Source organism: Polaromonas sp. P3_B1, assembly GCF_056402935.1.
Genome location: NZ_JBFUGK010000009.1, coordinates 95,767 through 120,525, shown reverse-complemented (window position 1 = coordinate 120,525; position 24,759 = coordinate 95,767). Strand labels below are relative to the sequence as shown.

Sequence of the window (24,759 nt, the reverse complement as noted above, 5' to 3'; positions counted from 1 at the left end):
TTGTCGAAGGGCTTCGACCCCTTCGACAAGCTCAGGACAGGCGGCTCAGCCCGAACGGTGTTTTGCCTTGATTTACGAAAGCATCAATGCGAGAGTGAGCGCTGAAACTGAAACGGCTTACTTGCCGGCCAGCTTGGTGTTCCAGAGCAGCGGCTTGCCTTCCCACACCGTGAAGCCGGACACGCGCTTGCGCACGGCCCAGGAGTCGGTCACGTTGTAGAGGATGACCAGCGGCGTCTTGGCGAGCATCATGGTGTGCAGCTGGTCGAACAAGGCCTGGCGCTTTTTCGGGTCGGCTTCGGCAAAGCTCTGGTCGATCAGCTTTTGCGCGGCCGGGTCGTCCCAGACCTTGCGCGGCTGCTTGGCCTTGTTGCCCGAGAACTGCTCATAGCTTAGGGCCGGGTCCAGGCGCGAGGAATAGGTGAAGGAGCTCAGCTGGTAGTTGCCGCTGTTGTAGCGGTCCAGCTGGGTCGCCCATTCGAGCACCTCGATCTGCGCGTTGATGCCCACGGCCTGCATCATGGCCTGGCTCATCACCGCCACCGAAAAGCTGGGCACGTGGGCGCGCTTGTTGGCCTGGATCACGATGGGCTGGCCCTTGTAGCCGGCTTCCTTGAGCAGTTGCTTGGCCTTGGCCGGGTCGTAGCGGTAGCCTTTTTTCTGGGCCGCGCTGTAGAAGGCCGAGGTTCCCTGGATGGCCGAGTTGTTGACCTTGGCCAGGCCTTCGGACGAGGCCGCAACCAGCTGGTTCATGTCCAGTGACAGCGCGATGGCCTGGCGTATGCGTTCGTCTTTCAGCAACGGATCGTTGGTCTGCATCAGCAGCGTGTTCTTGCCCGCGTCGACGGCACCGACCACCGTGAGGTTTTTATTCGCCTTGAGTTCCTGCACGTCGGAAGACGTGATCTGGCCGGCGTCTATGGCACCGGACTGCAGGCCGGCCTTGGAGGTCGACATGTCGGGCACGGTCAGGAATTTGACCTGCTCGACCAGCGGCTTCTTCAGGCCCAGGTAGCCGTCGGGTTTGCTGCCGGGGGGCGACTGGTAGTCGGCAAAGGCGCTCAGGGTCACGTACTCGCCGCGCTTCCATTCCTCGAACTTGAAGGGGCCTGTTCCTATGGGTTTGTCCCAGCTGCCGTCTTCCTTGACGGACTTTTTGTTCAGCACGGCCGTCATGCCGCAGTCGGTGCGCGCCAGGTTGTCGAGGAAGACGGCCGAGGGGCGGTCCAGCTGCATGACCACGGTTTGCGCATCGGGCGCCGTGACCGAGGTCACTTTGACACCGGAGCGGCCGTCGAACTCGCTGAGGCAGCGCCAGTCGGTTTTCGGGTCCATGTAGCGTTTCCAGCTCCACAACACGTCGGCCGAAGTCATGGGCTCGCCATTGTGGAACTTCACGTTGGTGCGCAGCTTGAAGATATAGGTCAGGCCGTCGGGGCTGGTGACGATGGAGCGCGCCAGCAGCGGGCCTATGGTGCCGTTCTCATGGTGGGCGACCAGGCCTTCGACGATGTTGAGCACCACGCCGTCGGTGGTATTGTCGCGGTTCACGCCGGGGTTGGTCGAGCGTATGTCGGCCGGCTGCGCGACCACGATTTGCGCGGGCGCCTGGGCCTGGGCCGCGGCGCAGGCCGCCAGCACGGCGGCGCCCAGAAAATTCAATCGCAGGGAAAGCATCAAAAGCTCCTTAAAAATCAGGCAGGAATGGGGTTCATGGCCGCGGGCGCGTCGGCATCGTCAAAACGCCACTTGAGCTGCATGCCGCCCTGGCCGGTGGGCGTCAGTGCGGGAATCGCGGAAAGCAGTTTGCGTGTGTAGGCATGCTGCGGATGGTCGAAGACCTCGTCGCGGCTGCCTTGCTCGATGATGCGGCCGGCTTGCATCACGACCACGCGGTCGGCCACCTGCTCGACCACGCCGAGGTCGTGGCTGATAAACAGGCAGGCAAAGCCGTGGCGCTCCTGCAGTTCGGCCAGCAAGGCCAGCACCTGGGCGCGAACCGTGACGTCGAGCGCCGATACCGGCTCATCGGCAATCACAAAGGCCGGCTCGCGTATCAGCGCGCGGGCAATCGCCACACGCTGGCGCTGGCCGCCCGAGAGCTCATGCGCATAACGCGCCGCATGCTGCGGCTGCAAGCCGACTTCATCGAGCATCTTGGCGACGCGTGCCTGCTTCTCGGCTGAAGACAGGCCGGGCACCAGCCGCAGGCCTTCGCCTACCAGCTGGCCTATGCTCATGCGCGGGTTCAGCGAGGAATACGGGTCCTGGAACACCATCTGGCAGTTGAGCCGGTAGTCCAGCCAATCCGCGTCGCGGCGGGTGATGGCGCGGCCGCGGAAGCGAATGTCACCCTCGGCGGGCTTAAGCAGGCCGGCAATCGCGCGGCCCAGCGTGGTCTTGCCCGAGCCCGAGCCGCCCACCACCGCGACAATCTCGCGCGGACGCACCACCAGGTCTAGGCCGTGCAGCACGCGCTTGGCGGCGGACCTGACGAACAGCCGGCGCTTGCCGGGGTAGTCGACGACAAGATTGCGCACCTCGATCACGGGCTGTTCGTCGGCAATCGTGCGCGCGGCCTGCCGGCGCGGAATGGCTTCGAGCAGCTTGCGTGTGTAGTCCTGCCGCGGGCCGGCCAGCATGGCGGCCGTCTCGCCGGCTTCGACGACCTCGCCCTGCTGCATGACGATCATGCGCTGGGTGTAGCGCGCGACCATGGGCAGGTCGTGGCTGATCAGCAGCACGGCGGTGTTGTGTTCGCGCGTGAGCCCGACCATGAGTTCCAGCACGTCGCGTTGCACCAGCGCATCCAGGGCCGTGGTGGGCTCGTCGGCGATCAGCAGCGCGGGCTCCAGCAGCATGACCGAAGCCAGCATCATGCGCTGGCGCATGCCGCCCGAAAACTCATGCGGCCAGGCGCTGAGTGCGGCCTGCGGGTCGCTGATGCCGACGCGTGCGAGCATGGCCAGGGCTTTGTCGCGGCGCGCGGCCGGCGAAAGCTCGGGCCGGTGCAGGGCCAGGCCTTCGTCGAGCTGCCGGCCTATGGTCATGGAGGGGTTGAGCGAGGTCATGGGTTCCTGGAACACCATGCCTATGCGCGCGCCGCGCAGCTTGCGCAAACGCGCGTCGCCCGCCGCCGCCATGTCCTCGCCTTCAAACAAAATACGGCCCGCGCTGCGCACCAGGGGCGGCGGCGTCAGGCCCATGATGGCGCGCGCCGCCTGGGTTTTGCCGCTGCCCGATTCGCCGACGATGCCGACGATTTCGCCGGGCGCGACGGTAAACGACACATTGCGCACGATTTCGCGGCCGCCCTTGCCCACGGACAAGCTCAGGCCGGAGACACCCACCAGCTGCGTCATTCGATGCCCCTCATGCGTGGGTCCAGCAGGTCGCGCACCGCGTCGCCCAGGAAGTTGATGCCCAGCAGCGTGAGTGCGATGCACAGGCCCGGGAAGATGGAAAGGTAAGTTGCCTGCGCCATGAAGGGCCGGGCCGCGGCCAGCATATTGCCCCAGGTGGGCGCCGGCGGCGGCACGCCCAGGCCCAGGAAGGACAGCGCGCTTTCCGCGAGGATGACCCAGCCGAACATCGAGGTGGCCAGCACCGTGAGCGGCGCCACGCAGTTGGGCAGCACGTGGCGGAACATGGTGTAGAGCTCCGAGTTGCCGAGCACGCGCGAGGATTCGATGAACTCCTTTTCGCGCAGCGACATCACCGTGCCGCGCACGATGCGCGTGACGGAGGGCGTGTAGGCCAGGCCCAGCGCCAGGATGATGCCGTACTTGTTGGCGCCGAACACCGCCAGCAGCGCCAGCGCCAGCAGCAGGCCGGGGAAAGCCAGCAGGGCGTTGATGAAGGCCATGATGATGCGGTCGGTCCAGCCGCGTACAAAGCCGGTCAAAACGCCGATGGCCGTGCCCACGGTGATGGAAAACAGCACCGTGAGGAAGCTGATCCACATGCTGTTGGAGGCGCCGGCCATCAGGCGCGAGAGTTCGTCGCGGCCGAACTCGTCGGTGCCCAGCCAGTAAGTACCGCTGGGCGGTTTCAGGCGCGCCATGAAGTTGATCTTCAGCGGCTCGTGCGGCGTCCAGAAGAAGGCCAGGACGGCCGCCGCGAGGATGAGGCCGATGATCAGCAAACCGATCAGGGCCTGCGGGGTGAGAAACTTTTTCATTCCGCGAGCACCCTGGGGTCGAAGATCGGATAGCAGAGGTCAATTACCAGGTTGGTGACCACATAGATCACGGCCACCAGCAGCAGGCAGCCCTGGATCACCGGGTAGTCGCGCGCGAAGATGGCATCGACCAGCAGGCGGCCCAGGCCGGGAATCGTGAACACGGTCTCGACCACGGCCACGCCGCCCAGCAGGTTGCCCAGCACCAGGCCTATCAGGGTCCAGGTCGGGCCGAAGGAGTTGCGAAAGGCGTGGTGCACCAGCACGGCGCGCTCGGACAGGCCCTTGGCGCGCGCATGGGTGATGTAGTCCAGCCGCAGCACCTCCAGCGTGCTGGCCCTGGCCATGCGGATCAGCACGCCGATTTCATGCAGGAACAGCGTGAGGATGGGCATCAAGAGGTAAAGCAGGCCGGACTTCCAGTCGTTCATGACCGAGACATAACCGACCACCGGCAGCCATTCGAGCTTGAGGCCGAAAAACAGCAGCAGCAACAGGCCCAGCCAGAAAGTGGGGATGGACACCAGCAGCGTCGCCGCGCCGACCAGCATCAGGTCGGGCAGGCGGTTTTGTTTCCAGGCGGCGATCATGCCGGCCGGCACCGCGACCAGGGTGGCGAAGAACACCGCGACCAGCACGATTTGCGCGCTGACCGCAAAGCGGCTCAGCACCAGCTGCAGCACGGGCTCGCCGGTGGTGATGGATACGCCCAGGTCGCCGCCCAGCACATGGCGGCCCCAGATGCCGAACTGCACCGGCCAGCTTTTGTCCAGGCCGAGCTGGGCGCGCAGGTCGGCCAGGCGCACCGGGTCGGCAAGGTCGCCGAGCAGCAGCTGGGCCGGGTCGCCGGGAATCAGCCGTATCAGCACAAACACCGCGATCGCCACGATCAGCAGGGTCGGTATCGCCATCACCAGGCGGGCCAGCGCGAAACGTAGCATGGTCAGGCCTTGGGCGCCTTGCTGCGCATGTTGCTGAGCACGCCCGCGAAGAAGTCCTGCACCGTGTCTACGCAGGCAAGGCCGTTGTGAGGTACGTTGTCGACCAGGTCCAGGGTGACGTTCACACCGGCCTTCGCGAAGGACTGGCGCAAAGTCTCCAGCCGTTCGGGGCGTGTACGCCCTGCGTCGTTGGCGCCGGCCATGAAGAATTTGCCGCCTTCGCGGTGGGTGATCTCCCAGGTCTCCATGTCGGCCTTGCCGACCACCATGTGCACCGGCAGTGCCTTGAGCGCGGCCAGGTTCAGGGCTTTGCCGAAGCGCTTTTCAAAGTCGCGCACGCCGACCCACCAATCCTGGTCAGGGTCGATCAGCGTGACCGAGCCCGGCGCGCCTATGGAGAGAGCCCAGAGGCGTTCGGGATGCAGCAGGCCGAAGCGGTTGACGAACTGGCCGCCGCCGGAATAACCGAAGAGCGCGAATTTGGAGAAATCGCAGCCGAACTTGACCGCCACCTCGTCGACCATGCTCAGCAGGACCTGGTCGTAGCGGATGTCGGCCTCGCGCAGGTGTTTGAAGCCGTCGCGGTTGCCGTCGCCCTGCGGGCCAGCCGGAAACAGCGGGCACAGCACGATGCAGTCGTTCCACTTCGCGAAGGCGGCAAAGGCGTCGCGGTATTCGGTGAAGGCGCGGCCCGTGCCGTGCACCACCACCACCAGCTGCATGGGCTGTTTGGCCTCGTGCAGGTGCGGCGGGGCGTAAGTGCAATAGGAAAAGCGCGGGTCGGTGCGCGATGCAAAAATCGTGCTGTGGCCCAGGTCGTAAATCGCCGCCGCCCGTTTTTCACCGAAAGACAGGGTTGAAGCCGTTGCGGCATTCGCTGGGAGCACTTCAGGCATACACATCATCACCCACAAACAAGACTCGAAAGCGGCCTGTTGCAGGCCGCGCTGCAAGCGTGGGTGGGCAAGACATCGGTCCGTCACACAAGCCTGTTAAGGCGGATTGTTCTCCATCCAGTTTAAAAAATATATCTATATTATGTTTTGAGATGCTAAAGTTATTCTTTTGTATTGAAGCCCATTCCACGTGAGCACCATACGTTTCCTGAGGACCTTTCTGGTCGTGGCGCACGGCGGCTCCTTCGCCGCGGCGGCCGACCGGGTCGCGCTCACGCAGGCGGCGGTCGGGGTGCAGATGCGCGCGCTGGAGACCGAGCTCAAGACTGTGCTGTTCGAGCGTTCCGGGCGCGGCGTGGTGCTCTCCGACGCCGGCCGCGCGCTGGTTGCGCATGCCGAAAAAATCATCGGCTACTACGACGAGATGCGCGAGGGCCTGGAGGGCGAGGGCGAGATCGCCGGCACGGTGACGGTGGGCTCCATCGTCACGGCCATGGGGCTGCTCTCGAACACCGTTGTGCGCATGAAACCGCTGTACCCGCGCCTCAACGTGCGCCTGGTCATGCAGGAATCCAGCGGCCTGGCGCGCAGCGTGCAAAGCGGCGAACTCGACGCCGCCATCTTTGTCGACGACTCGCCGCTGGAGCGCAAGGGCATGCGCTGGACGCCGCTGTACACCGAGCCGCTGACGGTGGTCGCGAGTTCGCAGGTCGCGCCGCCGGGCAGCGACTTCAGGAAGCTGCTGCGCGAACAGCCTTTTTTGCGCTTTGACAGGCGCACCCCCAGCGGCATACGCATAGAACAGACCTTGCGCAAGCTGGGCCTGGCCCCGCAGGACTTCCTGGAACTCAGCTCGCTGTCGGCCATCATCGAACTGGTGCGCCAAAACGTGGGCGTCACCATCGTGCCGCATGTCAAGAACGCCGACTGGGCCAATGACGCGCTGCTGCGCGTGCTGCCGCTGCCGGGCCGGCCCCCGACGCGGCTGATCGGCATGCTGGAGCAGGGCAAGCGCGAGCACATCACTGCGCTGATCCGGCGGCAACTGGTGCGGCTGCTGGCTGAGAAAAGCACGGCGACGGCTTCAACGCCTTCTTCGGCGACACCCCGGCGCCGGCAGAAAATTCCCGCAAAGCCGCGCTGAACTTTTTCAGGGCGCGCCGGTCAGACACCCTTTTAACGGAGGGACCCTCATGGCTTTTGCCCAGAACGACCAATTGACTTCACGCGCACTGTCGGTGCTTCGCATTGTTTCCGCTTATTTGCTTATTCAGCACGGCACTGCCAAGCTGCTGGGCTTTCCCCACGTGGCTTACTTCGACGGCTTGCAGGTGTTGTCGCTGATCGGCTTTGCCGGCATTCTTGAACTCTTTGGCGGTGCGCTGCTGCTGATCGGCCTGTTCACGCGGCCCGTTGCTTTTGTGTTGTCGGGCCTGCTGGCATTTGCCTATTTCATCGGCCATGCCTCCAAGGGTTTTGTGCTCTCGCCCATGCTCAACGGCGGCGAGTCGGCTGTGCTGTTCTGCTTTGTCTTCCTGTTCTTTGCCGCTGCCGGCGGTGGCGCATGGAGCGTGGACGCGCTCCGTTCGCGGAAGTAATACCTCAACGTAGCCGGTACGTCCTATGCGGCACTGTCGGCTGTCTGCCTGGTCGCTGGCGAGTCTGGGGTCGCCGTTTGCCGCGAGGTCAGCATGCACAGTGCGGGCGCTATGGTGAACACGGCGAACAGCCACTGAGCCGCGCCAGCCGTTCCAGGCACGCCGACCGGGCTGCTCAGTCCGCCCAGGTTGGCGGCCATGCCTGCCAGGGCTGCGCCCATGGCCGTGGCAAACAGCTCCACCGTCATGATGGACGAGGCCGCCAGGTCTTCCTCGCCCTGCGGCGCGACCTGCAGCACGCGGGTGCTCAGGTGTGGCCAGGCAATGCCGACGGCAAAGCCCACGGCCATCATGGCGATGCAAAGGGGGGCCAGCACCTGCCAGTTGCCGCTGCTGGGCGAGGGCATCAGCACTGCCATGCCCACCAGGCCGGCGAGTGCCAGCACCGGTGCGAGGCGGATCGCCAGCCTGGCCCGGCCGCCGTTGGCGCTGGAACTGATGAGCGAGCCCAGGGTCCAGCCCGCCGACATGATGGCGGCCAGGTAACCCGATGCCAGCGGCGTCTGCGCATGCAGGACCTGGAAAAACAGCGGCGAAAAAATCTCGGTGGATGTGACCGTCATTCCCAGCAGGCCCATTGCCAGGTAGAGCGCACCCATGGGGCCGGGGCGAAACGCATCCCGGGGCAGCAAGCGGTTGGTGGCGCGCTTGTCGATGCTGACGAGCAGGGCGCTGAGCGCAACGGCCGCGCCCACGCCGGCGGCATTCCAGGCGGCCTGGGTGCTGACGCTGCCGGCGGAAACTGCAAACACCGCACCGGCCAGCAAGAAGAGCTGCGTCCAGGCCACTTGCGAGGGTTGACTCTGCACAGTGTTGTGCCGCGGGATCACGCAAACAGCCAGCACCGTGAACAGCGCCGCCGCGGGAATCAGCGCGCCGAAGGCCATGCGCCAGGCGTCCATCTGGGCAAACACGCCGCCTATGGCCGGCCCGACCAGGGTGGCCACACCCCACATGCCCGACAGCAGGCCTATGGCCCGGGACCACAGGGCTTCCTCATACAGCAGGCGAATCATGGCGTAGGGCAGGGCCAGCAGCAGGCCGCCGCCAAAGCCCTGCACCACGCGCCCGGCCAGCATGACGGGCATGGAGGGCGCCAGCGCGCAGGCCAGTGAGCCTGCGGCGAAGATCGCGGCGCCGAGCACATACGCAAAGCGTGGCCCGAGCCTGCCCAGCACCTGCGTTGCCATCGCGGCGCTGATGATGGAGGCCACCACAAAGAGCGCGGTGTTCCAGGCGTAGTACTCCAAGCCGCCGATGTCGCGCACCACGGACGGCAGGATGGTCGTGCCTATGTAGAGGTTGATGGCATGCAGGGCCACGCCGCCCACCAGCGCCAGCGTGCGCACGGCGTTGACGCCGGTCAGCAGGGCCGCCCAGCCTGTGGGTGCGCGGCTCATGCCAGCGCTTCAGGCCCGAAAGCAAGGCCGTCGAGCTTGTCGGGGTTGCGCATGATGTAGATGTTGGTGGCCTTGCCTTCTTCGTTGTAGGCAAAGGTGATGGCCGCGGCGATCTCGCCGTTGTTCGCGCGCAGCTGGATGGCGTGGCCGCCGTTGATCTCGCAGGGCAGCCATTCGTAGGCGGCCCAGTAGCGCGCCAGCTGGGTGCTGATGAGGGTGAGCACGCTGCCCTTGCCCTGAAAAACGCCTTCGATGGAGCTGACCTTGCCGCCGCTGTCGGCGCAGACGGCGATGTCGTCCGAAAGCAGATTGGCGAGCGCCTCGGTGCTGCCCGCAGTGATGGCTTCGCGAAAGGCGTTGAGCAGGCCGTCCTGCACCTGGGGCGGCGTCACGTGCCGCACCTTGCCCTGGGCGATGTTGACGCTGGCGCGCGACACCAGCTTGCGGCAGGCGGCCTCTTCCATGTCCAGCATCTCGGCGATCTGCGGGTAGGGCGTGTCAAAAATCTCGTAGAGCAGGTAGGCGGCGCGCTCCTTGGGCGTGAGCCGCTCCAGCAGCAGCAAAAAAGCCATGCTCAGGGATGAGGCCAGCAGCGCATGCGTTTCGGGCGTTTCGTCGGTGCTGGTCTGGATCGGTTCGGGCAGCCAGGTGCCGACATAGTCGACCCGGCTGCGCTGGGCGTCGCGCAGCATGTCTATGCAATGCCGCGTGCAGAGGGTGGTGAGCCAGGCGGCCGGCGTCGCGATGCTTGCGTGGTCGGCCGCCAGCCATTTGATGAACACGTCCTGCACGGCGTCTTCGGCATCGGCCCGTGAACCGAGGATGCGGTAGGCCAGGCCGAACAAATGCCTGCGCCTTTCTTCAAACACGGCGGTCGGGTCGATGGTGCTCATGGTGCGCCTTAGCTTCGCTCAGTGTGCCGAGACCTGGATGCGGTTCCAGAGGTTGATCATGCCAATGGTAGCCGTCAGCGCGCCGATTTCCTTGTCGCTGAACGACTGGCGCAGGCGGCCGCGCAGGCTGGCGTAGTCGGTCTTGTGGTCGAGCAAAGTCAGCGCTTCGGTCCAGGCCAGTGCGGCTTTCTCGGCTTCGCTGAAGTCGTTCACATGGGCCCAGACGACGAGGCGGTCCAGCCTGTCCTGGGTTTCGCCGTCTTCACGCGCTTCGCGCAGGTGCATCTTCACGCAGAAGGCGCAGCCGTTGATTTGTGAGGCGCGCAGGTGGATCAGGTGGTGCAGCTTTTTATCCAGGCCCTGGGCGCCTATGGTTTCGCTGACCTTGAGCAGGGCGGGGAAGACCTCGGGAATGGCGAGGTCGATACGGACGGGGGCGGTGTTGGCGGTGGTAGCGGTGGTGGCAGTCATGGTGGTTTCCTTTAAAAAAGTCTAAAACTGGGTGTCACACCGTATTGACGATCCAGCTTTGCCGTTTGTGACGCCTGCCTCCAAAAAAGAGAAAAAATAAATGAAAAATCGCCTGAACCCCGGCGGATTCAGGCGATGGCGGCGGTGTGGCGGCTGGAATCAGTGGCCGTCGGCCAGCAAGGCGTTCATCGCCGAATAATCCAGCTTGGCACCCAGCAGTGGCGACAGGTCTTGCCTGAGCAAGGCTTCGACACTGGTTTTGGCATGTTCATAAGCCACTTGAAAAGGGGCCGGCCCCACGCTGAGGCGCCGAACGCCCGCCGCCTGCAGCGCGGCAATCGCCGGCAGCCCGGGCATGGCCATCACATTCAGCGGCATGTTGACGGCCGCGCTGATTTCCTGCACCTCGGGCAGGGCCGTCAGGCCGGGCACAAAAGCACCGTCGGCACCGGCCGCCCGGTAGAGCTGGAGGCGTTCAACACTGGCCTGGGCCGGGCTGCCCTGGACCTTGAGCCGGCGCAGATAGACGTCGGTGCGGGCATTGATGAACAGCGGTGTGCCCTTGAGCGCGGCGCGTATCGCGCCTATCTTGCCCGCCAGCAACTCGGGCGCGTCGCTGCCGTCTTCGAGATTGATGCCCACAGCGCCCTTGCCCGCGAGTTCGGCGGCCAGCCGGCCCACTTCGGCCGGGTCGGCGCTGTAGCCGTCTTCCATGTCCACGGTCAGCGGCACTTTCAGCACGCGCGTGATGTTGGCGACGGCGTGCAGCAGTTCTTCAGGCGGCAGCGCGCCGCCGTCGGCATAACCGCAGGCCCAGGCCAGGGAGGCGCTGCTGGTCGCGACGGCGCTGGCGCCCGCGGCTTCAAAAAGCTTCGCACTGGCGGCATCCCAGGCATTGGGCAACAGCAGCAGGCTGCCGGCCTGGTGGAGTTTGAGGAACTGCTGGTGGTGAAGGGCTTGCATGGACTGTCTCCTCTGGAAAAAGAGTAAGCCGCCAGCTTAGCAAGGCGCGGCGTCATCACCGGCCATTTCTCGCCCTATATACGCGGTGCTTCGCGGGGAAGCGTTTAGCCCCTGCGAAATTCCAGCTCAAAACGGGCCAGCCCCGCGTAGTCAAATTTTAGGGGCTGGCCGGCCGGCACCGTGAGCACGCCGGCATAAGAACCGGTGATGACCGCCTGGCCGGCCTTCAGGCCCAGGCCGCGCTCGCGCAGGAAATTTGCGAGCCAGTAGAGCGGTGCGCGCGGGTTGCCGTTGGGGTGCCTGGCCTCGGCGCTTTGGGTGGGCTGGTCGCCGGCCTGCCAGCGCAGTTCAAAAGCCGCGGCTTCAGGTGCTGCCAGCTCAGGCCCCAGCCACAGGCCGTTGTTGACCAGGCCGTCGGCCAGCATCTCGGGAAAGGGTAAACCTGTGGGATCGGCATAGCGGCTGGCGCAGATCTCGAGCGCGGCATGCACGCTGCCCACGGCCGCGTCGATGTCGGCCTCGGTATAAGGCTGCTCGCGCGCGGGCAAATCCTTCGCCAGCACAAAGGCCAGCTCCGGCTCGACCTTGACGCTGCCCAGGTCCCTGTCCGCTGGAAACGCCACGCTGCACACCGCGGCGCGGCTGATGGCAGGCTGGTAAATCGGCGCCACCACCAGTTTGCCAGGGCTGGGTGGCGAGGCCTTCCAGCCGCCCACTACCTGGCCCAGGCTGCGCATGACGGCCAACTGCACCTGCCAGGCGTCTTCGAGTTCCAGCGGGCGGCAGCTTTCGGGCAGGCGAGGGCCGGGCTTGGCGCTGTTTCGCCGGGCGGCCAGTTCCGTGGCGGCTTGCGTGATCTGTTCGGGGGTGAGTGGCATGGGTGTCGGGAAGAAGGTGGGGCTGCCTGCGAAGGCGAGTGGGCATTTCAGTGTAGCGGCGCCGGCGGCGGCCCGACCCCTGTAGTATTGGCGGCCTGAGCCGATTTTTGGCGCACTGTTTCATCCAGCAACCCATTCCTCATCATGAAAAACTCCCTGAGCCTTGCTTCCGCCCTGCCTGTTGATGCCGCCGACGCCCTGCTGGTCGGGCGCGTGTGGGTGGAGGGCATGGGGCCGGTGCTGGCACTGGTCACGCCCGAGTCCGTGTTCGACCTGTCCAGCGTGGCCGCCACGGCCAGCCAGCTGCTGGAGTTGCCCGGTGTGGCCAAGGCCGTGCGCGCCGCCGCGCCCTCGCTGCCGCGCCTGGCGGGCACGGCCGAGGTGCTGGTCAATTCCGCGGTCGATGCGCGCAAGCCCGCATTGCCCTGGCTGCTGGCGCCCTGCGACCTGCAGGCGCTCAAGGCGGCGGGTGTGACTTTTGTGGCCTCCATGCTGGAGCGTGTGATCGAAGAGCAGGCGCGCGGCGATGCCAGCAAGGCCGAGGCGGTGCGCAAGGCCGTGGTCGGCGTGATCGGCGACAACCTCAGCAGCATCAAGCCCGGGTCGCCCGAGGCGGACAAACTCAAGGAAGTGCTGATCGCCCAGGGCGTGTGGTCGCAGTACCTGGAAGTCGGCATAGGCCCCGACGCCGAGATCTTCACCAAGAGCCAGCCGCTGAGCGCGGTGGGCACGGGCGCCGAAGTGGGCATACACCCGCACAGCCACTGGAACAACCCCGAGCCCGAGATCGTGCTGGCCGTCAATTCGCGCGGCGAGACGGTGGGTGCCGCGCTGGGCAATGACGTCAACCTGCGCGACTTCGAAGGCCGCAGCGCCTTGCTGCTGGGCAAGGCCAAGGACAACAACGCCTCCTGCGCCATCGGCCCCTTCATCCGCCTGTTCGACGACAAGTTCAACATAGCGCACGTGCGCCGCAGCGACCTGAACATGACGGTGACCGGCCCCGAGGGGTTTGAGATGAAGGGCGGCAGCTCGCTGAGCAAGATCAGCCGCGACCCGCTGGACCTGGTGGCCCAGGCCATAGGCGCCAACCACCAGTACCCCGACGGTTTCATGCTCTTCCTGGGCACCATGTTCGCGCCCACGCAGGACCGCCACGGTCCCGGCCAGGGCTTTACCCATGTGGTGGGCGACGTGGTGACGGTGGCCACGCCGCAGCTCGGCAGCCTGGTCAACCGCGTCACCACATCTGACAAGGCCGCGCCGTGGACCTTTGGCATCTCGGCGCTGATGCAAAGCCTGGCGAAACGAAAGCTGATTTAAGGCAAGGAGGCGACTGCCATGCACACTTCCGCACTCGTGTTGTTCTCCGGCGGGCAGGATTCCACCACCTGCCTGGCCCTGGCGCTGTCCAAATACGAACGCGTCGAAACCGTGGCTTTCGATTACGGCCAGCGCCACAAGGTGGAGCTGGAGGCGCGCCTCAATGTACTGCGCGAAATCAAGAACCAGTTTCCACAGTGGGCCCACAAGCTCGGTGAAGACCATTTGCTGGACCTGGCGGTGCTGGGCCAGGTCAGCGACACCTCGCTGACCCGCGACGTGGCCTTCAAGATGGAAAGCTCGGGCCTGCCCAACACCTTTGTGCCGGGGCGCAACCTGCTGTTCCTCACGCTGGCGGCGGCGTTGGCCTACCGGCGCGACCTGCAGGTGCTGGTCACCGGTGTCTGCGAAACCGATTTTTCGGGCTACCCCGATTGCCGCGACGACACCATCAAGGCCATGCAGCTGGCGCTGTCGCTGGGCATGGACAAGCGTTTCCTGATCGAAACCCCGCTGATGTGGATAGACAAGGCCGACACCTGGCGGCTGGCGCACGACATCGGAGAAAAGTCAGGCCAGCCGCAAGGCGGCGAGGCGCTGGTGAAGCTGATCGTGGAGCACACCCACACCTGCTACCTGGGTGACCGGGTGCACCGGCATGTGTGGGGTTATGGCTGCGGGACTTGCCCGGCCTGCGAATTGCGGGCACGGGGGTTCGAACGGTATTCGGCAGGAGCCTGAGTTTCTTGCGCCTTCCCCCGCTGGGGGAAGGCGGGGATGGGGGCCTGCGGCGTGCGAACCATGACCACCTCTGCCACATCAAAGAGCCCCCATCCCTACCTTCCCCCAGAGGGGGAAGGAGTAACACCCGCCTAGGTCCGAACGAGGCTCTCCACCACGCAGCGCGTCACCACGGGCGGCTCATCGCCTAGGTGAAACGCCAGCTTGCGCTCCCGCAACACCACATCGCTCGCGGTGACGCGGTCGAAGCGGCGCAGGTGCTCGGTCCATGATTCGTCGACGATCTGCTCGACAAAGCGTCCCGGCTTGTTCACGTCGCGCAGCAGTTCCCATTCCAGCGCGCCCTGGCGCAACCGGCTGCGGCGGCTTTCCTGCATCAGCGCGCGGAAGTCGTCGGCGCGCGCCGGGTCTATCAGGTATTCGATCGTCACCACCACATTGCCCACGCCGGGCGGCTCTTCGGCCACGGGCGCCTTGAACTGGCGCGAGGGCGTCATGTCCTCCTCGATGCTGAGGTCGGACACCAGGCGCTGCGCCACCAGCATCACCACCGTGCCGCTGGCGGCGGCGACCAGCAGGCCGGTGGAGACGCTGCTCAGGGTGGACACATGGCCCCACAGCGCGGCGCCGGCGGCGCTGGCGCCCATGATGGCCATCTGGTACATGGACATGCCGCGGGCGCGCACCCAGTCGGGCAGCGCCAGTTGGGCCGATACGCTGAGCGAATTGGCGCAGGTGATCCAGGCCATGCCGTTGAGCACCATGGCCGGCACCGCGACCCAGGCGTTGGGCGCAAACGCCATGACGGCCATGGAGACTGACTGCAGCATGGTGGAGCGCATCACCAGCACGTCGCGCGGCATCATCTGGCGCAGCCGCGGCAGGTTGAGCGCGGCCACGATGGCGCCCGTTCCCATGGAGGCCAGCAGCAAGGTGAAGGTGCCGGCATCGCCACCGTGCAGGCCGCGGGCCACCAGCGGCAGCAACGCCAGCAGCGCGGTGGAGTGGAAAAAGAAGATGGCGATGCGCAGCAGCACCGAGCGCAGGCGCGCCGACTGGCTGACGAACTGCAGGCCCACCCGCATGGCGCTGACCAGGCGCTCGCGCCCCAGCGGGCTGGGCGCGTGGTCGCGCCGCCAGCGCATGATGACAAAACCCGAGATCACCGACAGCACGGCGTTGAGCACAAAGACGTATTCGGTGCCGGCGCCGGCGATCAGCGCGCCGGCCACCAGCGGGCCGACGATGCGCGAGGCGTTCATGGACACGCCGTTGAGCGCCAGCGCGGCGGGCAGTTGCACGCGCGGCACGAGTTCAGGCACGATGGCCGCGAACACCGGCCAGCGCATCGCCAGGCCCACGCCGTTGGCGAAGGTGAGGGCCAGCAGCAGTGGCGGCGTCATCACGCCCGAGATCACGGTGATGGAAAGCAGCGTGGCCACCACGGCCACCCAGAACTGCGTCATGATGAAATAGCGCCGCCTGTCCAGGATGTCGGCCAGCGCGCCGCTGGGCAGGCCCAGCAAGAACACCGGCAAAGTGGAGGCCGACTGCACCAGCGCCACCCAGATCGGCGAGGTGGTCATGGAGGTCATCATCCAGGCGGCCGCCACGTCGTTCATCCACATGCAGATATTGGCGACCAGCCAGGTACTCCACAGCATGCGGAACACCGGGCGCCTGATGGGCGCCCAGGCGGAGAGGTCGGCGGCGCTGGGCGGCGTTGGGGCCGGGCTGGCTTCTTCGGGCATTCAGCGGGCTTCCTGGACGTTACTTTGCTGGAGGCGGTACAGCGCGGGCGATCCGTCCGGCTGCTTTTCGAATTCCCAGAGCTTGTTGTGAAAGGCCGCGGCAGTGGGTCTGTGCGCGATTGACACGATGCCCCCGTTCACCGACCTGACGTGGGCGAGCAGTTTTTCGTAAAGCGTCTTTTCGGCCACGTCGTCCAGCGCGCTCGTCGCCTCATCGGCAAAGATCCAGCGGGGCTTTTTCAACAGCACACGAGCAATCGCCAGGCGTTGCTGTTCGCCGCCCGAGAGCTTCTGGCTCCAGGCATCTTCCTCATCAAGGCGGCTCGAGAGTTGCGGCAGCAGAGCGTCGTCAAGCGCCTGCTTCAGGGCTTCGTCGCTGTAGCTGGCCGCGGGCTCCGGATAGGCCAACGCGTCCCGCAGTGGACCATTCGGGAAATAGGGATGTTGCGGGATGAACATCGCATCGTCGGGCCGTGCGATGCTGCCGCTGGCAAAAGGCCAGATGCCCGCGAAGGCGCGGAATAGCGTGGACTTGCCGCTGCCGGAGGAGCCTTTCAATAGAACATGGTCTCCCTCGCCGACGTGAAGTGATGTCTTTGCAAGAATGACGGCGCCTGTGGGCAGAGCAAGGTTCAGGTCCTGCGAATCGAGTGCTGCCGAATGGGTCGTCAGCAATGCCGCGTTGGCTTGTGTCTGCGCCAGCATGCTGTCTTCAAAGCTGGTCAGGCGGTCGGTGGTGGCGATCCAGCCCGCAAAACCCGGGGTGCCCGGCGGGCTGCTGTAGTTGTCGATAAACCAGCTGAGCGAGTCCTGGACCTTGCCGAAGGCCGAGGAAATCTGGATCAATTCACCAAGCTGGATGGCGCCGCTGAAAAAACGCGGCGCTGCCACGAAGAAAGGGAAGATGACGGCGGCCTGGCCGAAAAAACTGGTGAACCAGATCAAGCGCTTCTGCGCGCGTATCAGGTTCAGGTAGTTGGCGAGCACGGTGGAAAACCGGCCGTCAAGCTGGCCGCGTTCCACAGCTTCGCCACGGTCCAGCGCGATGGCTTCGCTGTATTCGCGCACACGCACCATGTGATGGCGAAAATTGGCTTCATAACGTTGTTGCAGAAAGCTGAGCTTGATCTGGGGTTTGCCGATGTAATGGGTCAGCACGCTGCCGACCAGGCAATAGGCGACCGCGGCCCAGACCATATAGCCCGGGATGACATAGCTGCCGCCGCCCAGCGTGAAAGCAAAAGGACCCGACAGGGTCCAGAGGATGCCGACAAAACTGACCAGCGTGACCACGGCATTGAGCAGGCCCATGCTGAGGGAGATGGTGTAGTGCGTATAGAGATTCAGGTCCTCCTGGATCCGCTGGTCGGGGTTGTCCGGACTGGTGTTGGCGACGGACTCCTTGTCCTTGCCGGTGGACGCATACCGGGCCAGCTCCATTTTGTAGAAAGCCCGGTTGGAGAGCCAGCGGCTGAGGTAGTCCCGCGTCATCCAGGAACGCCAACGCATTTCAAGCAGCTGCGTGAGGTAGAACTTGTAAACCGCAATGATGATGGCGCCGAAGGCCAGGTAGGTAAAGCGCCCCAGTTGCTGCCAGAAAACGGGTTGGTCCTTGTTCTGAAGCGCGTCGTAAAACACGCGGTACCAGTCATTGAACTGCACGGCCATGTAGACCACTCCGAGGTTCAACAAGACGATGGCCAGCAGCAGGCCGCGCGCCTTCCATTTTTCTTCCGACCGGAAGTAGGGCGCTGAAAGCGCCCAGACCCTTGCACAGAATTGTCTGAAAGCGCTGAACTTGGCAAGCAGGCCGGAAGGGGGCGTCTGGTTCATGGCGGGTGTTCTTTGTTGTTCGAAATTCAGGAAATCTGGTTGGACACACCGCTGGCCACATGGCCCGAGGGCACATGCTGGGCGGCGGAATTCACGTGGCCGGTCTGGTCATCAAAGAAGAAGTCGGGCTCGAATTCGCGCAGGAACTCGCCCTTGGCCAGGCCGCCCAGGAACATGGCCTCGTCGACCTCGATGTTCCATTCCATCAGCGTGCGGATGGCGCGCTCGTGCGCCGGGGCACTGCGCGCGGTGACCAGCGCGGTGCGTATGCGCATGTGTGAGGTGCCGACCTGCTGCAGCCGGTGCAGCGCTTCAAGCAGGGGCTTGAAGGGGCCGGCCAGCAGCGGCTGGGAAGCCTTGTCGCGCTCGTGCTGCTGGAAGGCGGACAGGCCCTGGGCCTGGAACACGCGCTCGGCTTCGTCCGAGAACAGCACCGCGTCGCCGTCAAAGGCGATGCGCACTTCGTTGGGATGGGCGTCGCTGGCGCGCACCGAATGCGGGTAGACCTGCGCGGCCGGCACGCCCGCGGCCAGCGCGTCGCGCACGTCGCTCAGGTGGGCCGACAAAAACAGGTTGGCGTGCAGCGGCTTGAGGTAGCGCCAGGGCGCCTCGCCGCGGTTGAAGGTGCCGCGCTCAATCTTGAGGCCGTAATGCTGGGCCGAGCGAAACACGCGCATGCCCGAGACCGGGTCGTTGCGCGAGAGGATCACAACTTCCACGCGCTGCGCGGGCGCCGCCGGGCTGGCGGCCTCGCCGGCACTTTCGGGCGCGTCGTTGAAGGCCAGCAGTTTTTTGACCAGCGAGAAAGCCACGCCGGGCTTGGCCGGCACATCCAGGCGTTCGAGCTGCAGCTTCATGTAGGCCGCGTCTTTTTTGACACCGGGCGGCGGCGCGGCTGTCATGCCGCTTTCAAAGACCTGGTTTTCTTCCTCAAAATCAAACAGCGCGCGCGACGAAATCGCCACCACGAGCTGACCATCCAGGGTTGCTGCCATTTTTGTGTGCCTTGTCTGGGTTTCAGGAGGGGGTTTGTAACTCGAGTGTGCACCATTGCCCGTAGGAGGGGGCTTCAACAGGCCACTCATCGGCCCTGACGATCTGACGCACACCGCGCGCAATCAGTTCCGCAGCGCGTATGACACCGGCGTGGGTGATCCACAGCGTGTCGGGCTGGCCCTGCAGGTCGTCAAAGGCCGAAGCCACGCGGGCCATGATCTGACTGGTGCTTTCACCGCTGCCGCCCACGGGGTAGTCGGCAAAGCCGTCTGTCCAGGCTTGCAGTTCGGCGGGCGCGATGTCGTTCCAGCGCCGGCCTTCCCAGGCACCGAAATTCATCTCCTGCAGCCTGGGGTCGCTGGTGAAGGCCAGGTCGGGCCGCAGTTCGGACAAGGCTTGCGCAAGCTGCGCGCATCGCTGCAAAGGGGAGTGGGCGACGCGCGTGCTGGCGGGCAGCAGCTTTGCCAGCGCTTGCGCGCATCCGGCGGTGGCTGCCGCGTCGGCCGCTGCATCGTGCCTGCCGTAGCAGATGCCGGCGTCAACCAGCGGCTTTGCGTGCCGGGCCAGCCAGAGTTTCATGGCTTGCTACGGATAGGGGTCACAGGCTGATGGCCAAGCCGAAATAAAAAGCGATCTCGCAGACCTGCTGGGTGGCCCCCAGGCAGTCGCCGGTAAAACCCTGCAGCCGGCGCTTGAAGAGCCGGCCCATCCACAGCAGGGCAATGACGGCAAAACTGCAGGCGACGATGAGGTTCAAGGCGTCGAGCGCCAGGGCGGCCAGCGCCAGCGCCACAAAACACCAGGCAAAACCGACCAGCAGCGCACCCGGCGCAATCTGGTCAGCCAGCGGCTTGGACTTGGAGGCGGCCGTATCGCCCACATGGGGCAGCAGGTAAATCAGCAGCAGCGGCAGGCCGCGCGAAACCACATGGCCTGTCCACAGCGCGGCGCAGATGTACCAGCTCGCAAAGGGGGCTTCTTCCCAGCCGGTGGGGGCGCCTTCGACCGAACCAAGTATGGCCAGCAGGGAGATTTTGGCAAGCAGGGCCAGCACCAGCGCCATGGCGCCGAAAGCCCCTATGCGCGAGTCTTTCATGATCTGCAGCGCGTGCTCCCGGTCGTGGCCRCCACCCAGGCCGTCGGCCGTGTCGGCCAGGCCGTCTTCGTGAAAGCCGCCGGTCAGCAGCACGGTGGCGGCGGTGGACAGCGCCGCAGCCACCAGTGGTGTGAAGCTGGTGTCGGGCAGCATGGCCTGCATCAGGGCGTACGCGGCCGCGGCGAAGGCGCCGGCCAGGATGCCGACACCCGGGAAGTGGCCCGCGCTGGCGCGCAGCAGTTCGGGGCTGTAGCCCACCCATTCGGCCAGCCGCCCGGTGACGGGGATGCGCGTGAAGAACTGGACGGCGAGCAGGTACTCGCGGACAAACTGGGCGATGGCGGTCATGTGCTGCCCCTTGTGTTTTCTACGCGTCTTCCCGGCCGCTCACGCCGGCGGATTCGAAGCTGGCCATTTCCCTGAGGAAATTCGCGGCCGACTGCAGCAGAGGCCAGGCCAGCAGCGCGCCCGTACCTTCGCCCAGGCGCAAGCCCAGGTCCAGCAGCGGGCTGGCCTGCAGGTGGTCCAGCAGCAGGCGGTGGCCGTGCTCGTCCCCGCGGTGGCAAAACACCATGTAGTCCTGCGCGGCGGGCGCCAGGGACCGGGCCACCAGCGCGGCCGCGCCGGCGATGAAGCCGTCGACCAGCACGACGCGGCGCTCGCTCGCGGCTTGCAACATGGCGCCGGCCATCATGGCGATTTCAAAGCCGCCCAGGGCGGCCAGTGCGGCAAGAGGGTCGGTGGCGCCGGCGTGGCAAGCCAGGACATCCGCCAGCACCTGGCGTTTGTGGGCGAGCTGGGCGTCGTCAAGCCCGGTGCCGCGGCCCGTGGCGTCATGGATGCCGACGCCCGCCATGCGCGCGAACAGCAGGGCGGCGGCCGAGGTGTTGGCAATGCCCATCTCGCCGAAGGCAACCACATTGCCGGGCAGCTCGCCCACGATGTCCATGCCGGCCTGCAGGGCGGCGCGCGCCTGCGCTACCGTCATGGCGGGTTCGTGGCGGCTGTTGCGCGTGCCGTGCGCGATCTTGCGCGGCAGCAGCTGTGGGTGCGGCGCGAGTTCGGCCGCGACGCCGGCGTCCACCACCCGCAGGGCAAAACCGTGCTGGCGCGCAAAGACATTGATGGCGGCGCCGCCGGCCAGCATATTGCCGACCATCTGCACGGTGACGGCCTGCGGATAGGCGGAAACGCCTTCGGCGGCGATGCCGTGGTCGGCCGCGAACACCACCATCTGCGGCTCGCGCAGCGCGATGGTGTCGCTGCGCTGGATAAGGCCCAGCTGCAGCGCCAAGTCCTCAAGGCGGCCCAATGCGCCCAGCGGCTTGGTCTTGTGGGCAATCTTGTGCCGCAGCCTGGCCTCTAGCGAGGCGTCGGCAGTGGGTTCAATCGCGGGAAGAAGCAGAGTGGGAAAGTCGGGCGCGTTCATCGGTGATTTGCTTGAGGCAGGCAGGGCAGAAGCACGACGGCGCGCTACCCTCCGGTTGAGGGATTCGTTCTGAGGGCACGGGCATGATGTGCGGCAGCTTGACGCACCAGCATTCTGCGTCTCCCGCCACCATGCCGCAGCGCAGGCCGGCGCCGCAGCGCGGGCACACCGAGGTGTTGGCCTGGGCAGGCCTTGCCGGTGGTGTGCCTTGTGCGTTCATGGCGGCGCCTAGCTTTGCAGGAAGAGCCGGTAAACCGGGTTGGCGGTTTCCTCGACATGGGGATAGCCCAGAGTGTCGAGGAACTCCTTGAAGGCTTTGTTGTCGGCCTTGGGCACCTGCAGGCCCACCAGGATGCGGCCGTAGTCGGCGCCCTGGTTGCGGTAGTGAAAGAGGCTGATGTTCCAGCCCGGCCGCATGCTGGAGAGAAACTTCATCAGCGCGCCGGGCCGCTCGGGGAAGATGAAGCGCAGCAGGCGTTCGTCCTTGGACAGCGCGCTGTGCCCGCCCACCATGTGGCGTATGTGCTCCTTGGCGAGCTCGTCGTGCGTGAGATCCAGGGTCTTGAAGCCGTGGCGCGAGAAATTCGCGGCGATCTTTGCGCTTTCGCCCTTGGCCGAGGTGGTCAGGCCGACGAAGACATGGGCCTTGGCGTCGTCGTTGATGCGGTAGTTGAACTCGGTCACGCTGCGCGGGCCGCCGGGCAGCTCGCCGATGACTTCGCAAAAGCGGCGGAAGCTTCCGCGCTCTTCGGGAATCGTCACGGCGAACAGGGCTTCGCGCTCTTCGCCGACCTCGGCGCGCTCGGCGACAAAGCGCAGGCGGTCGAAGTTCATGTTGGCGCCGCACAAAATCGCGGCGTAGGTCTCGCCCTTGGTCTTGTGTTTGGCCACGTACTGCTTGACGGCGGCCACCGCCATCGCGCCCGAGGGCTCGACGATGCTGCGCGTGTCGACAAACACATCCTTGATGGCAGCGCAGACCGCGTCGGTGTCGACGGTGATGAATTCATCGACCAGCTCGCGGCTGATGCGGAAAGTTTCCTCGCCCACCAGCTTGACGGCCGTGCCGTCGGCAAAGAGGCCGACGTCGCTCAGGGTGACGCGTTTTTTCGCGTCGACCGATTGCAGCATGGCGTCGGAGTCGTTGGTCTGCACGCCTATGACCTTGATCTCGGGCCGCACGGCCTTGATGTAGTTGGCCACGCCGGAGATCAGCCCTCCGCCGCCGATGGCCACGAACACGGCGTCGAGGCGGCTGGAGCCCAGGCTTTGCAGCTGCATGAGGATTTCCATCGCGATCGTGCCCTGGCCGGCGATGACGTCCGGATCGTCGAAGGGGTGGACAAAAGTCAGCCCGTGTTTTTTCTCGAGCACCACGGCGTGGCCGTAGGCGTCCGAATAGCTGTCGCCGTGCAGCACGACCTCGCCACCCCAGGCCCGGACCGCGTCGACCTTGAGCTGCGGCGTGGTGGTGGGCATGACGATCACGGCGCGCGTGCCCAGCTTTTGCGCGCTGAGGGCCACGCCCTGCGCATGGTTGCCGGCCGAGGCGCAAATCACGCCCTTCTTGAGCTGCGCCGGGCTCAGGTGGGCCATCTTGTTGTAGGCGCCGCGCAGCTTGAAGCTGAACACCGGTTGCTGGTCTTCACGCTTGAGCAGTACGGTGTTTTTCAGGCGCAGGCCGAGATTTTTGGCGGGCTCGAGATTGGATTCCACAGCCACGTCGTAGACCCGCGCCGTGAGAATTTTTTTCAGGTAATCAGCGGGGCTGAGTGGCTTGCCGGGCTTGGCCGACGGGGCTGTTTTGGGGGCGGAAGTGGCGGATTTGTTAGGGGTGGGCATGTTTTTCTCGCAGCCTGACATCATAGTGGGGCGAGAAAACGCGTGGCACCGAAGCAGCGTCCCCAAGAAAAAAGGCCCAGACCTTGCGGTCTGGGCCTGTAAATCCACCCTTAGAGGAGGTGGAGGAGACAACCAGTGCACAAAATACCTTGGGCCCCGAGGGCCATCTGTATTGGTGCGATGATTTCAGTATAGCGGAGCGATGTTGCGCTGCACAATATCTTGTGGCACAAACTCCACATATTTCACGGTTTCAGTTATAAATTTTATGCATAAGGAGTGGAGTTTATGGAATGCACGGTGAGCTGGACGGGCAACAGCGCAAATACGGGGTCACGGTCCAACATGAGCTTCCTCGCAGAAACCGGTAGCGGCCATACCCTGGTGATGGACGGCGCGCCCGATGCGGACAAACCTGAAAACGGCGGCGCCAACCTCGCGCCCCGGCCCATGGAGACGGTGCTGGCCGGCACCGGCGGTTGCACGGCCTACGACGTGGTGTTGATTCTCAAACGCGGCCGGCAGGATGTGCGCGGTTGCTCCGTCAAACTGAGCGCCGAAAGGGCGCCCGTGGACCCCAAGGTGTTCACCAGGATCCACATGCACTTCGTCGTGACGGGCAAGGGCTTGTCCGCCAGCGCGGTGGAGCGCGCCGTCGCCATGAGCCACGACAAGTACTGCTCGGCCACCATCATGCTGGCAAAGACCGCGGACATCACCACCAGCTTCGAGGTGCTGGAGGTTTAAAAGCCGGATAAGACCCGGCCTGCGGCGTTAAAGGTAATGCGCCGTCGTCGTCATGACGCGCGCCGCCGAGCGCATCAGCGCCTTGACCGGCTCAGGCAACTGCAGGGCGCCGGCCTGTTCGGCCTCTCGCGCATGCAAGGCCTCGTCGTCTTTCATCTGCGCCACGATGGCGCGCGATTCATGGTCGCCCTGGGGCAAGCGCTCCAGGTGGCCGGCCAGATGGGCTTCGACCTGGCGCTCCGTTTCAACCACAAAACCCAGGCTCAGGCGGTCACCCAGCCGGCTCGCGACCAGCCCCAGGCCGAAGGCGCCGGCGTACCAGAGAGGATTGAGAAGGGAAGGGCGCGCGCCCAGTTCGTCCAGCCGGGCCTTGGTCCAGGCCAGGTGGTCGCCTTCCTCGCGGCTGGCTTGCAGGAAGTGCTCGCGCAGTTCCGGGTCGCGCGTGCCCAGCGCCTGGGCTGCATACAGGGCCTGCGCGCAGACCTCTCCTACATGGTTGACTCGCATCAGTGCGCCTGACAAGGCCTTGTCCTGCAACGCCAGCTCGGTTTTTTCACCGGGCACAGTAGGGCAGGCGCGGCTGGCGCGTGGGGTGGCGAAAAGGGTGCGCAGTGCGCCGTCGGCGGCATTCAGCGCGGTGTCGAGCGGGGTGGTCATGGCCTCATGTTAGCGCCGGGACTGCTCCGTGGGAACGCCCATGAAAAAAGCCCCCGTGAGGAGG

The 24,759-nt window shown here is 65.3% G+C and carries 24 protein-coding genes; 5 read left to right on the top strand and 19 right to left on the bottom strand.

The features are described from left to right. Positions 1 to 117: 117 nt before the first annotated feature. From AC1DXS_RS07650 to AC1DXS_RS07630, 5 genes are read right to left on the bottom strand one after another with little or no spacing between them, the layout of a single operon-like run. Positions 118 to 1,677: an ABC transporter substrate-binding protein gene (locus AC1DXS_RS07650; protein ID WP_477736921.1), complete on the bottom strand. Its 1,560-nt coding sequence runs from the start codon at positions 1,675 to 1,677 to the stop codon at positions 118 to 120. Positions 1,678 to 1,694: 17 nt separating this feature from the next. Beyond that, complete coding sequence (locus AC1DXS_RS07645; protein ID WP_477736920.1) at positions 1,695 to 3,362, bottom strand: ABC transporter ATP-binding protein; 1,668 nt, start codon at positions 3,360 to 3,362, stop codon at positions 1,695 to 1,697. Next, positions 3,359 to 4,180: an ABC transporter permease gene (locus tag AC1DXS_RS07640; protein ID WP_477660983.1), complete on the bottom strand. Its 822-nt coding sequence runs from the start codon at positions 4,178 to 4,180 to the stop codon at positions 3,359 to 3,361. The genes AC1DXS_RS07645 and AC1DXS_RS07640 overlap by 4 nt, the downstream gene beginning before the upstream one ends. After that, a complete protein-coding gene (locus AC1DXS_RS07635) occupies positions 4,177 to 5,121 on the bottom strand; it encodes an ABC transporter permease (protein WP_477736919.1) in 945 nt (314 codons plus the stop codon). Before AC1DXS_RS07635 ends, AC1DXS_RS07640 begins: the two co-directional genes overlap by 4 nt. 2 nt (positions 5,122 to 5,123) lie before the next feature. Next, entirely contained in the window at positions 5,124 to 6,017 is an 894-nt protein-coding gene (locus AC1DXS_RS07630) for an alpha/beta hydrolase (protein ID WP_477736918.1), read from the bottom strand. A 190-nt stretch (positions 6,018 to 6,207) separates the two neighbouring features. On the opposite strand from AC1DXS_RS07630, the gene AC1DXS_RS07625 reads away from it, so the two are divergent. Then, positions 6,208 to 7,161, top strand: a complete 954-nt coding sequence (locus AC1DXS_RS07625) for a LysR family transcriptional regulator (protein WP_477736917.1) — start codon at positions 6,208 to 6,210, stop codon at positions 7,159 to 7,161. A 49-nt stretch (positions 7,162 to 7,210) separates the two neighbouring features. Beyond that, a complete protein-coding gene (locus AC1DXS_RS07620; RefSeq protein ID WP_477736916.1) occupies positions 7,211 to 7,615 on the top strand; it encodes a DoxX family protein in 405 nt (134 codons plus the stop codon). Positions 7,616 to 7,638: 23 nt separating this feature from the next. Here AC1DXS_RS07620 and AC1DXS_RS07615 read toward each other — a convergent pair whose 3' ends face one another. From AC1DXS_RS07615 to AC1DXS_RS07595, 5 genes are all read right to left on the bottom strand, one after another. Next, on the bottom strand, positions 7,639 to 9,075 hold the full coding sequence (locus AC1DXS_RS07615) for an MFS transporter (protein ID WP_477736915.1): 1,437 nt from the start codon (positions 9,073 to 9,075) through the stop codon (positions 7,639 to 7,641). Continuing rightward, complete coding sequence (locus AC1DXS_RS07610; protein WP_477736914.1) at positions 9,072 to 9,968, bottom strand: sigma-70 family RNA polymerase sigma factor; 897 nt, start codon at positions 9,966 to 9,968, stop codon at positions 9,072 to 9,074. The genes AC1DXS_RS07615 and AC1DXS_RS07610 overlap by 4 nt, the downstream gene beginning before the upstream one ends. Positions 9,969 to 9,986: 18 nt before the next feature. Next, complete coding sequence (locus AC1DXS_RS07605) at positions 9,987 to 10,439, bottom strand: carboxymuconolactone decarboxylase family protein (RefSeq protein ID WP_477736913.1); 453 nt, start codon at positions 10,437 to 10,439, stop codon at positions 9,987 to 9,989. A gap of 159 nt (positions 10,440 to 10,598) precedes the next feature. After that, complete coding sequence (locus tag AC1DXS_RS07600; protein WP_477736912.1) at positions 10,599 to 11,402, bottom strand: isocitrate lyase/PEP mutase family protein; 804 nt, start codon at positions 11,400 to 11,402, stop codon at positions 10,599 to 10,601. Between the two features lie 104 nt (positions 11,403 to 11,506). Then, positions 11,507 to 12,280, bottom strand: coding sequence for a 2-keto-4-pentenoate hydratase (locus AC1DXS_RS07595; protein WP_477736911.1), 774 nt, complete (start codon positions 12,278 to 12,280; stop codon positions 11,507 to 11,509). A gap of 144 nt (positions 12,281 to 12,424) precedes the next feature. On the opposite strand from AC1DXS_RS07595, the gene AC1DXS_RS07590 reads away from it, so the two are divergent. Beyond that, positions 12,425 to 13,603 (top strand): fumarylacetoacetate hydrolase family protein, encoded by a 1,179-nt coding sequence (locus AC1DXS_RS07590; RefSeq protein WP_477736910.1) that lies wholly within the window; start codon positions 12,425 to 12,427, stop codon positions 13,601 to 13,603. A gap of 18 nt (positions 13,604 to 13,621) precedes the next feature. Next, on the top strand, positions 13,622 to 14,344 hold the full coding sequence (gene queC / locus AC1DXS_RS07585; protein WP_477736909.1) for a 7-cyano-7-deazaguanine synthase QueC: 723 nt from the start codon (positions 13,622 to 13,624) through the stop codon (positions 14,342 to 14,344). Between the two features lie 131 nt (positions 14,345 to 14,475). On the opposite strand, the gene AC1DXS_RS07580 is transcribed toward queC, so the two are convergent. Genes AC1DXS_RS07580 through ilvA form a run of 8 tightly spaced genes read right to left on the bottom strand, consistent with a single transcriptional unit; the run spans position 14,476 to position 23,291 of the window. Next, complete coding sequence (locus tag AC1DXS_RS07580; RefSeq protein WP_477736908.1) at positions 14,476 to 16,095, bottom strand: MFS transporter; 1,620 nt, start codon at positions 16,093 to 16,095, stop codon at positions 14,476 to 14,478. Beyond that, on the bottom strand, positions 16,096 to 17,928 hold the full coding sequence (locus AC1DXS_RS07575; RefSeq protein WP_477736907.1) for an ABC transporter ATP-binding protein/permease: 1,833 nt from the start codon (positions 17,926 to 17,928) through the stop codon (positions 16,096 to 16,098). A 26-nt stretch (positions 17,929 to 17,954) separates the two neighbouring features. Then, positions 17,955 to 18,923 carry a 5'-nucleotidase gene (locus AC1DXS_RS07570; protein WP_477736906.1) on the bottom strand — a complete coding sequence of 323 codons (969 nt, stop codon included), beginning with the start codon at positions 18,921 to 18,923 and terminating at the stop codon, positions 17,955 to 17,957. A 22-nt stretch (positions 18,924 to 18,945) separates the two neighbouring features. Next, a complete protein-coding gene (locus tag AC1DXS_RS07565) occupies positions 18,946 to 19,503 on the bottom strand; it encodes a histidine phosphatase family protein (RefSeq protein WP_477736905.1) in 558 nt (185 codons plus the stop codon). 19 nt (positions 19,504 to 19,522) lie between these two features. Beyond that, positions 19,523 to 20,368, bottom strand: a complete 846-nt coding sequence (locus AC1DXS_RS07560) for an adenosylcobinamide-GDP ribazoletransferase (protein ID WP_477736904.1) — start codon at positions 20,366 to 20,368, stop codon at positions 19,523 to 19,525. 19 nt (positions 20,369 to 20,387) lie between these two features. Further along, the gene (gene cobT / locus AC1DXS_RS07555) at positions 20,388 to 21,449 is read right to left on the bottom strand and encodes a nicotinate-nucleotide--dimethylbenzimidazole phosphoribosyltransferase (RefSeq protein WP_477736903.1); all 1,062 of its coding nucleotides are present in this window, start codon (positions 21,447 to 21,449) and stop codon (positions 20,388 to 20,390) included. Further along, entirely contained in the window at positions 21,406 to 21,669 is a 264-nt protein-coding gene (locus tag AC1DXS_RS07550) for a cysteine-rich CWC family protein (protein WP_477736902.1), read from the bottom strand. Before AC1DXS_RS07550 ends, cobT begins: the two co-directional genes overlap by 44 nt. Positions 21,670 to 21,677: 8 nt before the next feature. Further along, on the bottom strand, positions 21,678 to 23,291 hold the full coding sequence (gene ilvA, locus AC1DXS_RS07545; protein ID WP_477736901.1) for a threonine ammonia-lyase, biosynthetic: 1,614 nt from the start codon (positions 23,289 to 23,291) through the stop codon (positions 21,678 to 21,680). 288 nt (positions 23,292 to 23,579) lie between these two features. Between ilvA and AC1DXS_RS07540 the strand changes: the two genes are divergently transcribed. Beyond that, positions 23,580 to 24,038, top strand: a complete 459-nt coding sequence (locus AC1DXS_RS07540) for an OsmC family protein (RefSeq protein ID WP_477736900.1) — start codon at positions 23,580 to 23,582, stop codon at positions 24,036 to 24,038. A 27-nt stretch (positions 24,039 to 24,065) separates the two neighbouring features. Here the strand turns inward: AC1DXS_RS07540 and coq7 are convergent, their stop codons facing one another. Continuing rightward, positions 24,066 to 24,695: a 2-polyprenyl-3-methyl-6-methoxy-1,4-benzoquinone monooxygenase gene (gene coq7 / locus AC1DXS_RS07535; protein WP_477736899.1), complete on the bottom strand. Its 630-nt coding sequence runs from the start codon at positions 24,693 to 24,695 to the stop codon at positions 24,066 to 24,068. Positions 24,696 to 24,759 lie beyond the last annotated feature (64 nt).

What these genes read in the sequence shown, in the direction of transcription:
- AC1DXS_RS07615 (WP_477736915.1), bottom strand. Translation starts at nt 9,075, where the DNA reads ATGAGCCGCGCACCCACAGGCTGGGCGGCCCTGCTGACCGGCGTCAAC.
- AC1DXS_RS07610 (WP_477736914.1), bottom strand. Translation starts at nt 9,968, where the DNA reads ATGAGCACCATCGACCCGACCGCCGTGTTTGAAGAAAGGCGCAGGCAT.
- AC1DXS_RS07550 (WP_477736902.1), bottom strand. Translation starts at nt 21,669, where the DNA reads ATGAACGCACAAGGCACACCACCGGCAAGGCCTGCCCAGGCCAACACC.
- ilvA (WP_477736901.1), bottom strand. Translation starts at nt 23,291, where the DNA reads ATGCCCACCCCTAACAAATCCGCCACTTCCGCCCCCAAAACAGCCCCG.
- AC1DXS_RS07620 (WP_477736916.1), top strand. Translation starts at nt 7,211, where the DNA reads ATGGCTTTTGCCCAGAACGACCAATTGACTTCACGCGCACTGTCGGTG.
- AC1DXS_RS07575 (WP_477736907.1), bottom strand. Translation starts at nt 17,928, where the DNA reads ATGAACCAGACGCCCCCTTCCGGCCTGCTTGCCAAGTTCAGCGCTTTC.
- AC1DXS_RS07565 (WP_477736905.1), bottom strand. Translation starts at nt 19,503, where the DNA reads ATGAAACTCTGGCTGGCCCGGCACGCAAAGCCGCTGGTTGACGCCGGC.
- AC1DXS_RS07605 (WP_477736913.1), bottom strand. Translation starts at nt 10,439, where the DNA reads ATGACTGCCACCACCGCTACCACCGCCAACACCGCCCCCGTCCGTATC.
- AC1DXS_RS07570 (WP_477736906.1), bottom strand. Translation starts at nt 18,923, where the DNA reads ATGGCAGCAACCCTGGATGGTCAGCTCGTGGTGGCGATTTCGTCGCGC.
- AC1DXS_RS07645 (WP_477736920.1), bottom strand. Translation starts at nt 3,362, where the DNA reads ATGACGCAGCTGGTGGGTGTCTCCGGCCTGAGCTTGTCCGTGGGCAAG.
- queC (WP_477736909.1), top strand. Translation starts at nt 13,622, where the DNA reads ATGCACACTTCCGCACTCGTGTTGTTCTCCGGCGGGCAGGATTCCACC.
- AC1DXS_RS07640 (WP_477660983.1), bottom strand. Translation starts at nt 4,180, where the DNA reads ATGAAAAAGTTTCTCACCCCGCAGGCCCTGATCGGTTTGCTGATCATC.
- AC1DXS_RS07580 (WP_477736908.1), bottom strand. Translation starts at nt 16,095, where the DNA reads ATGCCCGAAGAAGCCAGCCCGGCCCCAACGCCGCCCAGCGCCGCCGAC.
- AC1DXS_RS07595 (WP_477736911.1), bottom strand. Translation starts at nt 12,280, where the DNA reads ATGCCACTCACCCCCGAACAGATCACGCAAGCCGCCACGGAACTGGCC.
- AC1DXS_RS07630 (WP_477736918.1), bottom strand. Translation starts at nt 6,017, where the DNA reads ATGCCTGAAGTGCTCCCAGCGAATGCCGCAACGGCTTCAACCCTGTCT.
- AC1DXS_RS07590 (WP_477736910.1), top strand. Translation starts at nt 12,425, where the DNA reads ATGAAAAACTCCCTGAGCCTTGCTTCCGCCCTGCCTGTTGATGCCGCC.
- coq7 (WP_477736899.1), bottom strand. Translation starts at nt 24,695, where the DNA reads ATGACCACCCCGCTCGACACCGCGCTGAATGCCGCCGACGGCGCACTG.
- AC1DXS_RS07650 (WP_477736921.1), bottom strand. Translation starts at nt 1,677, where the DNA reads ATGCTTTCCCTGCGATTGAATTTTCTGGGCGCCGCCGTGCTGGCGGCC.
- AC1DXS_RS07635 (WP_477736919.1), bottom strand. Translation starts at nt 5,121, where the DNA reads ATGCTACGTTTCGCGCTGGCCCGCCTGGTGATGGCGATACCGACCCTG.
- AC1DXS_RS07540 (WP_477736900.1), top strand. Translation starts at nt 23,580, where the DNA reads ATGGAATGCACGGTGAGCTGGACGGGCAACAGCGCAAATACGGGGTCA.
- cobT (WP_477736903.1), bottom strand. Translation starts at nt 21,449, where the DNA reads ATGAACGCGCCCGACTTTCCCACTCTGCTTCTTCCCGCGATTGAACCC.
- AC1DXS_RS07600 (WP_477736912.1), bottom strand. Translation starts at nt 11,402, where the DNA reads ATGCAAGCCCTTCACCACCAGCAGTTCCTCAAACTCCACCAGGCCGGC.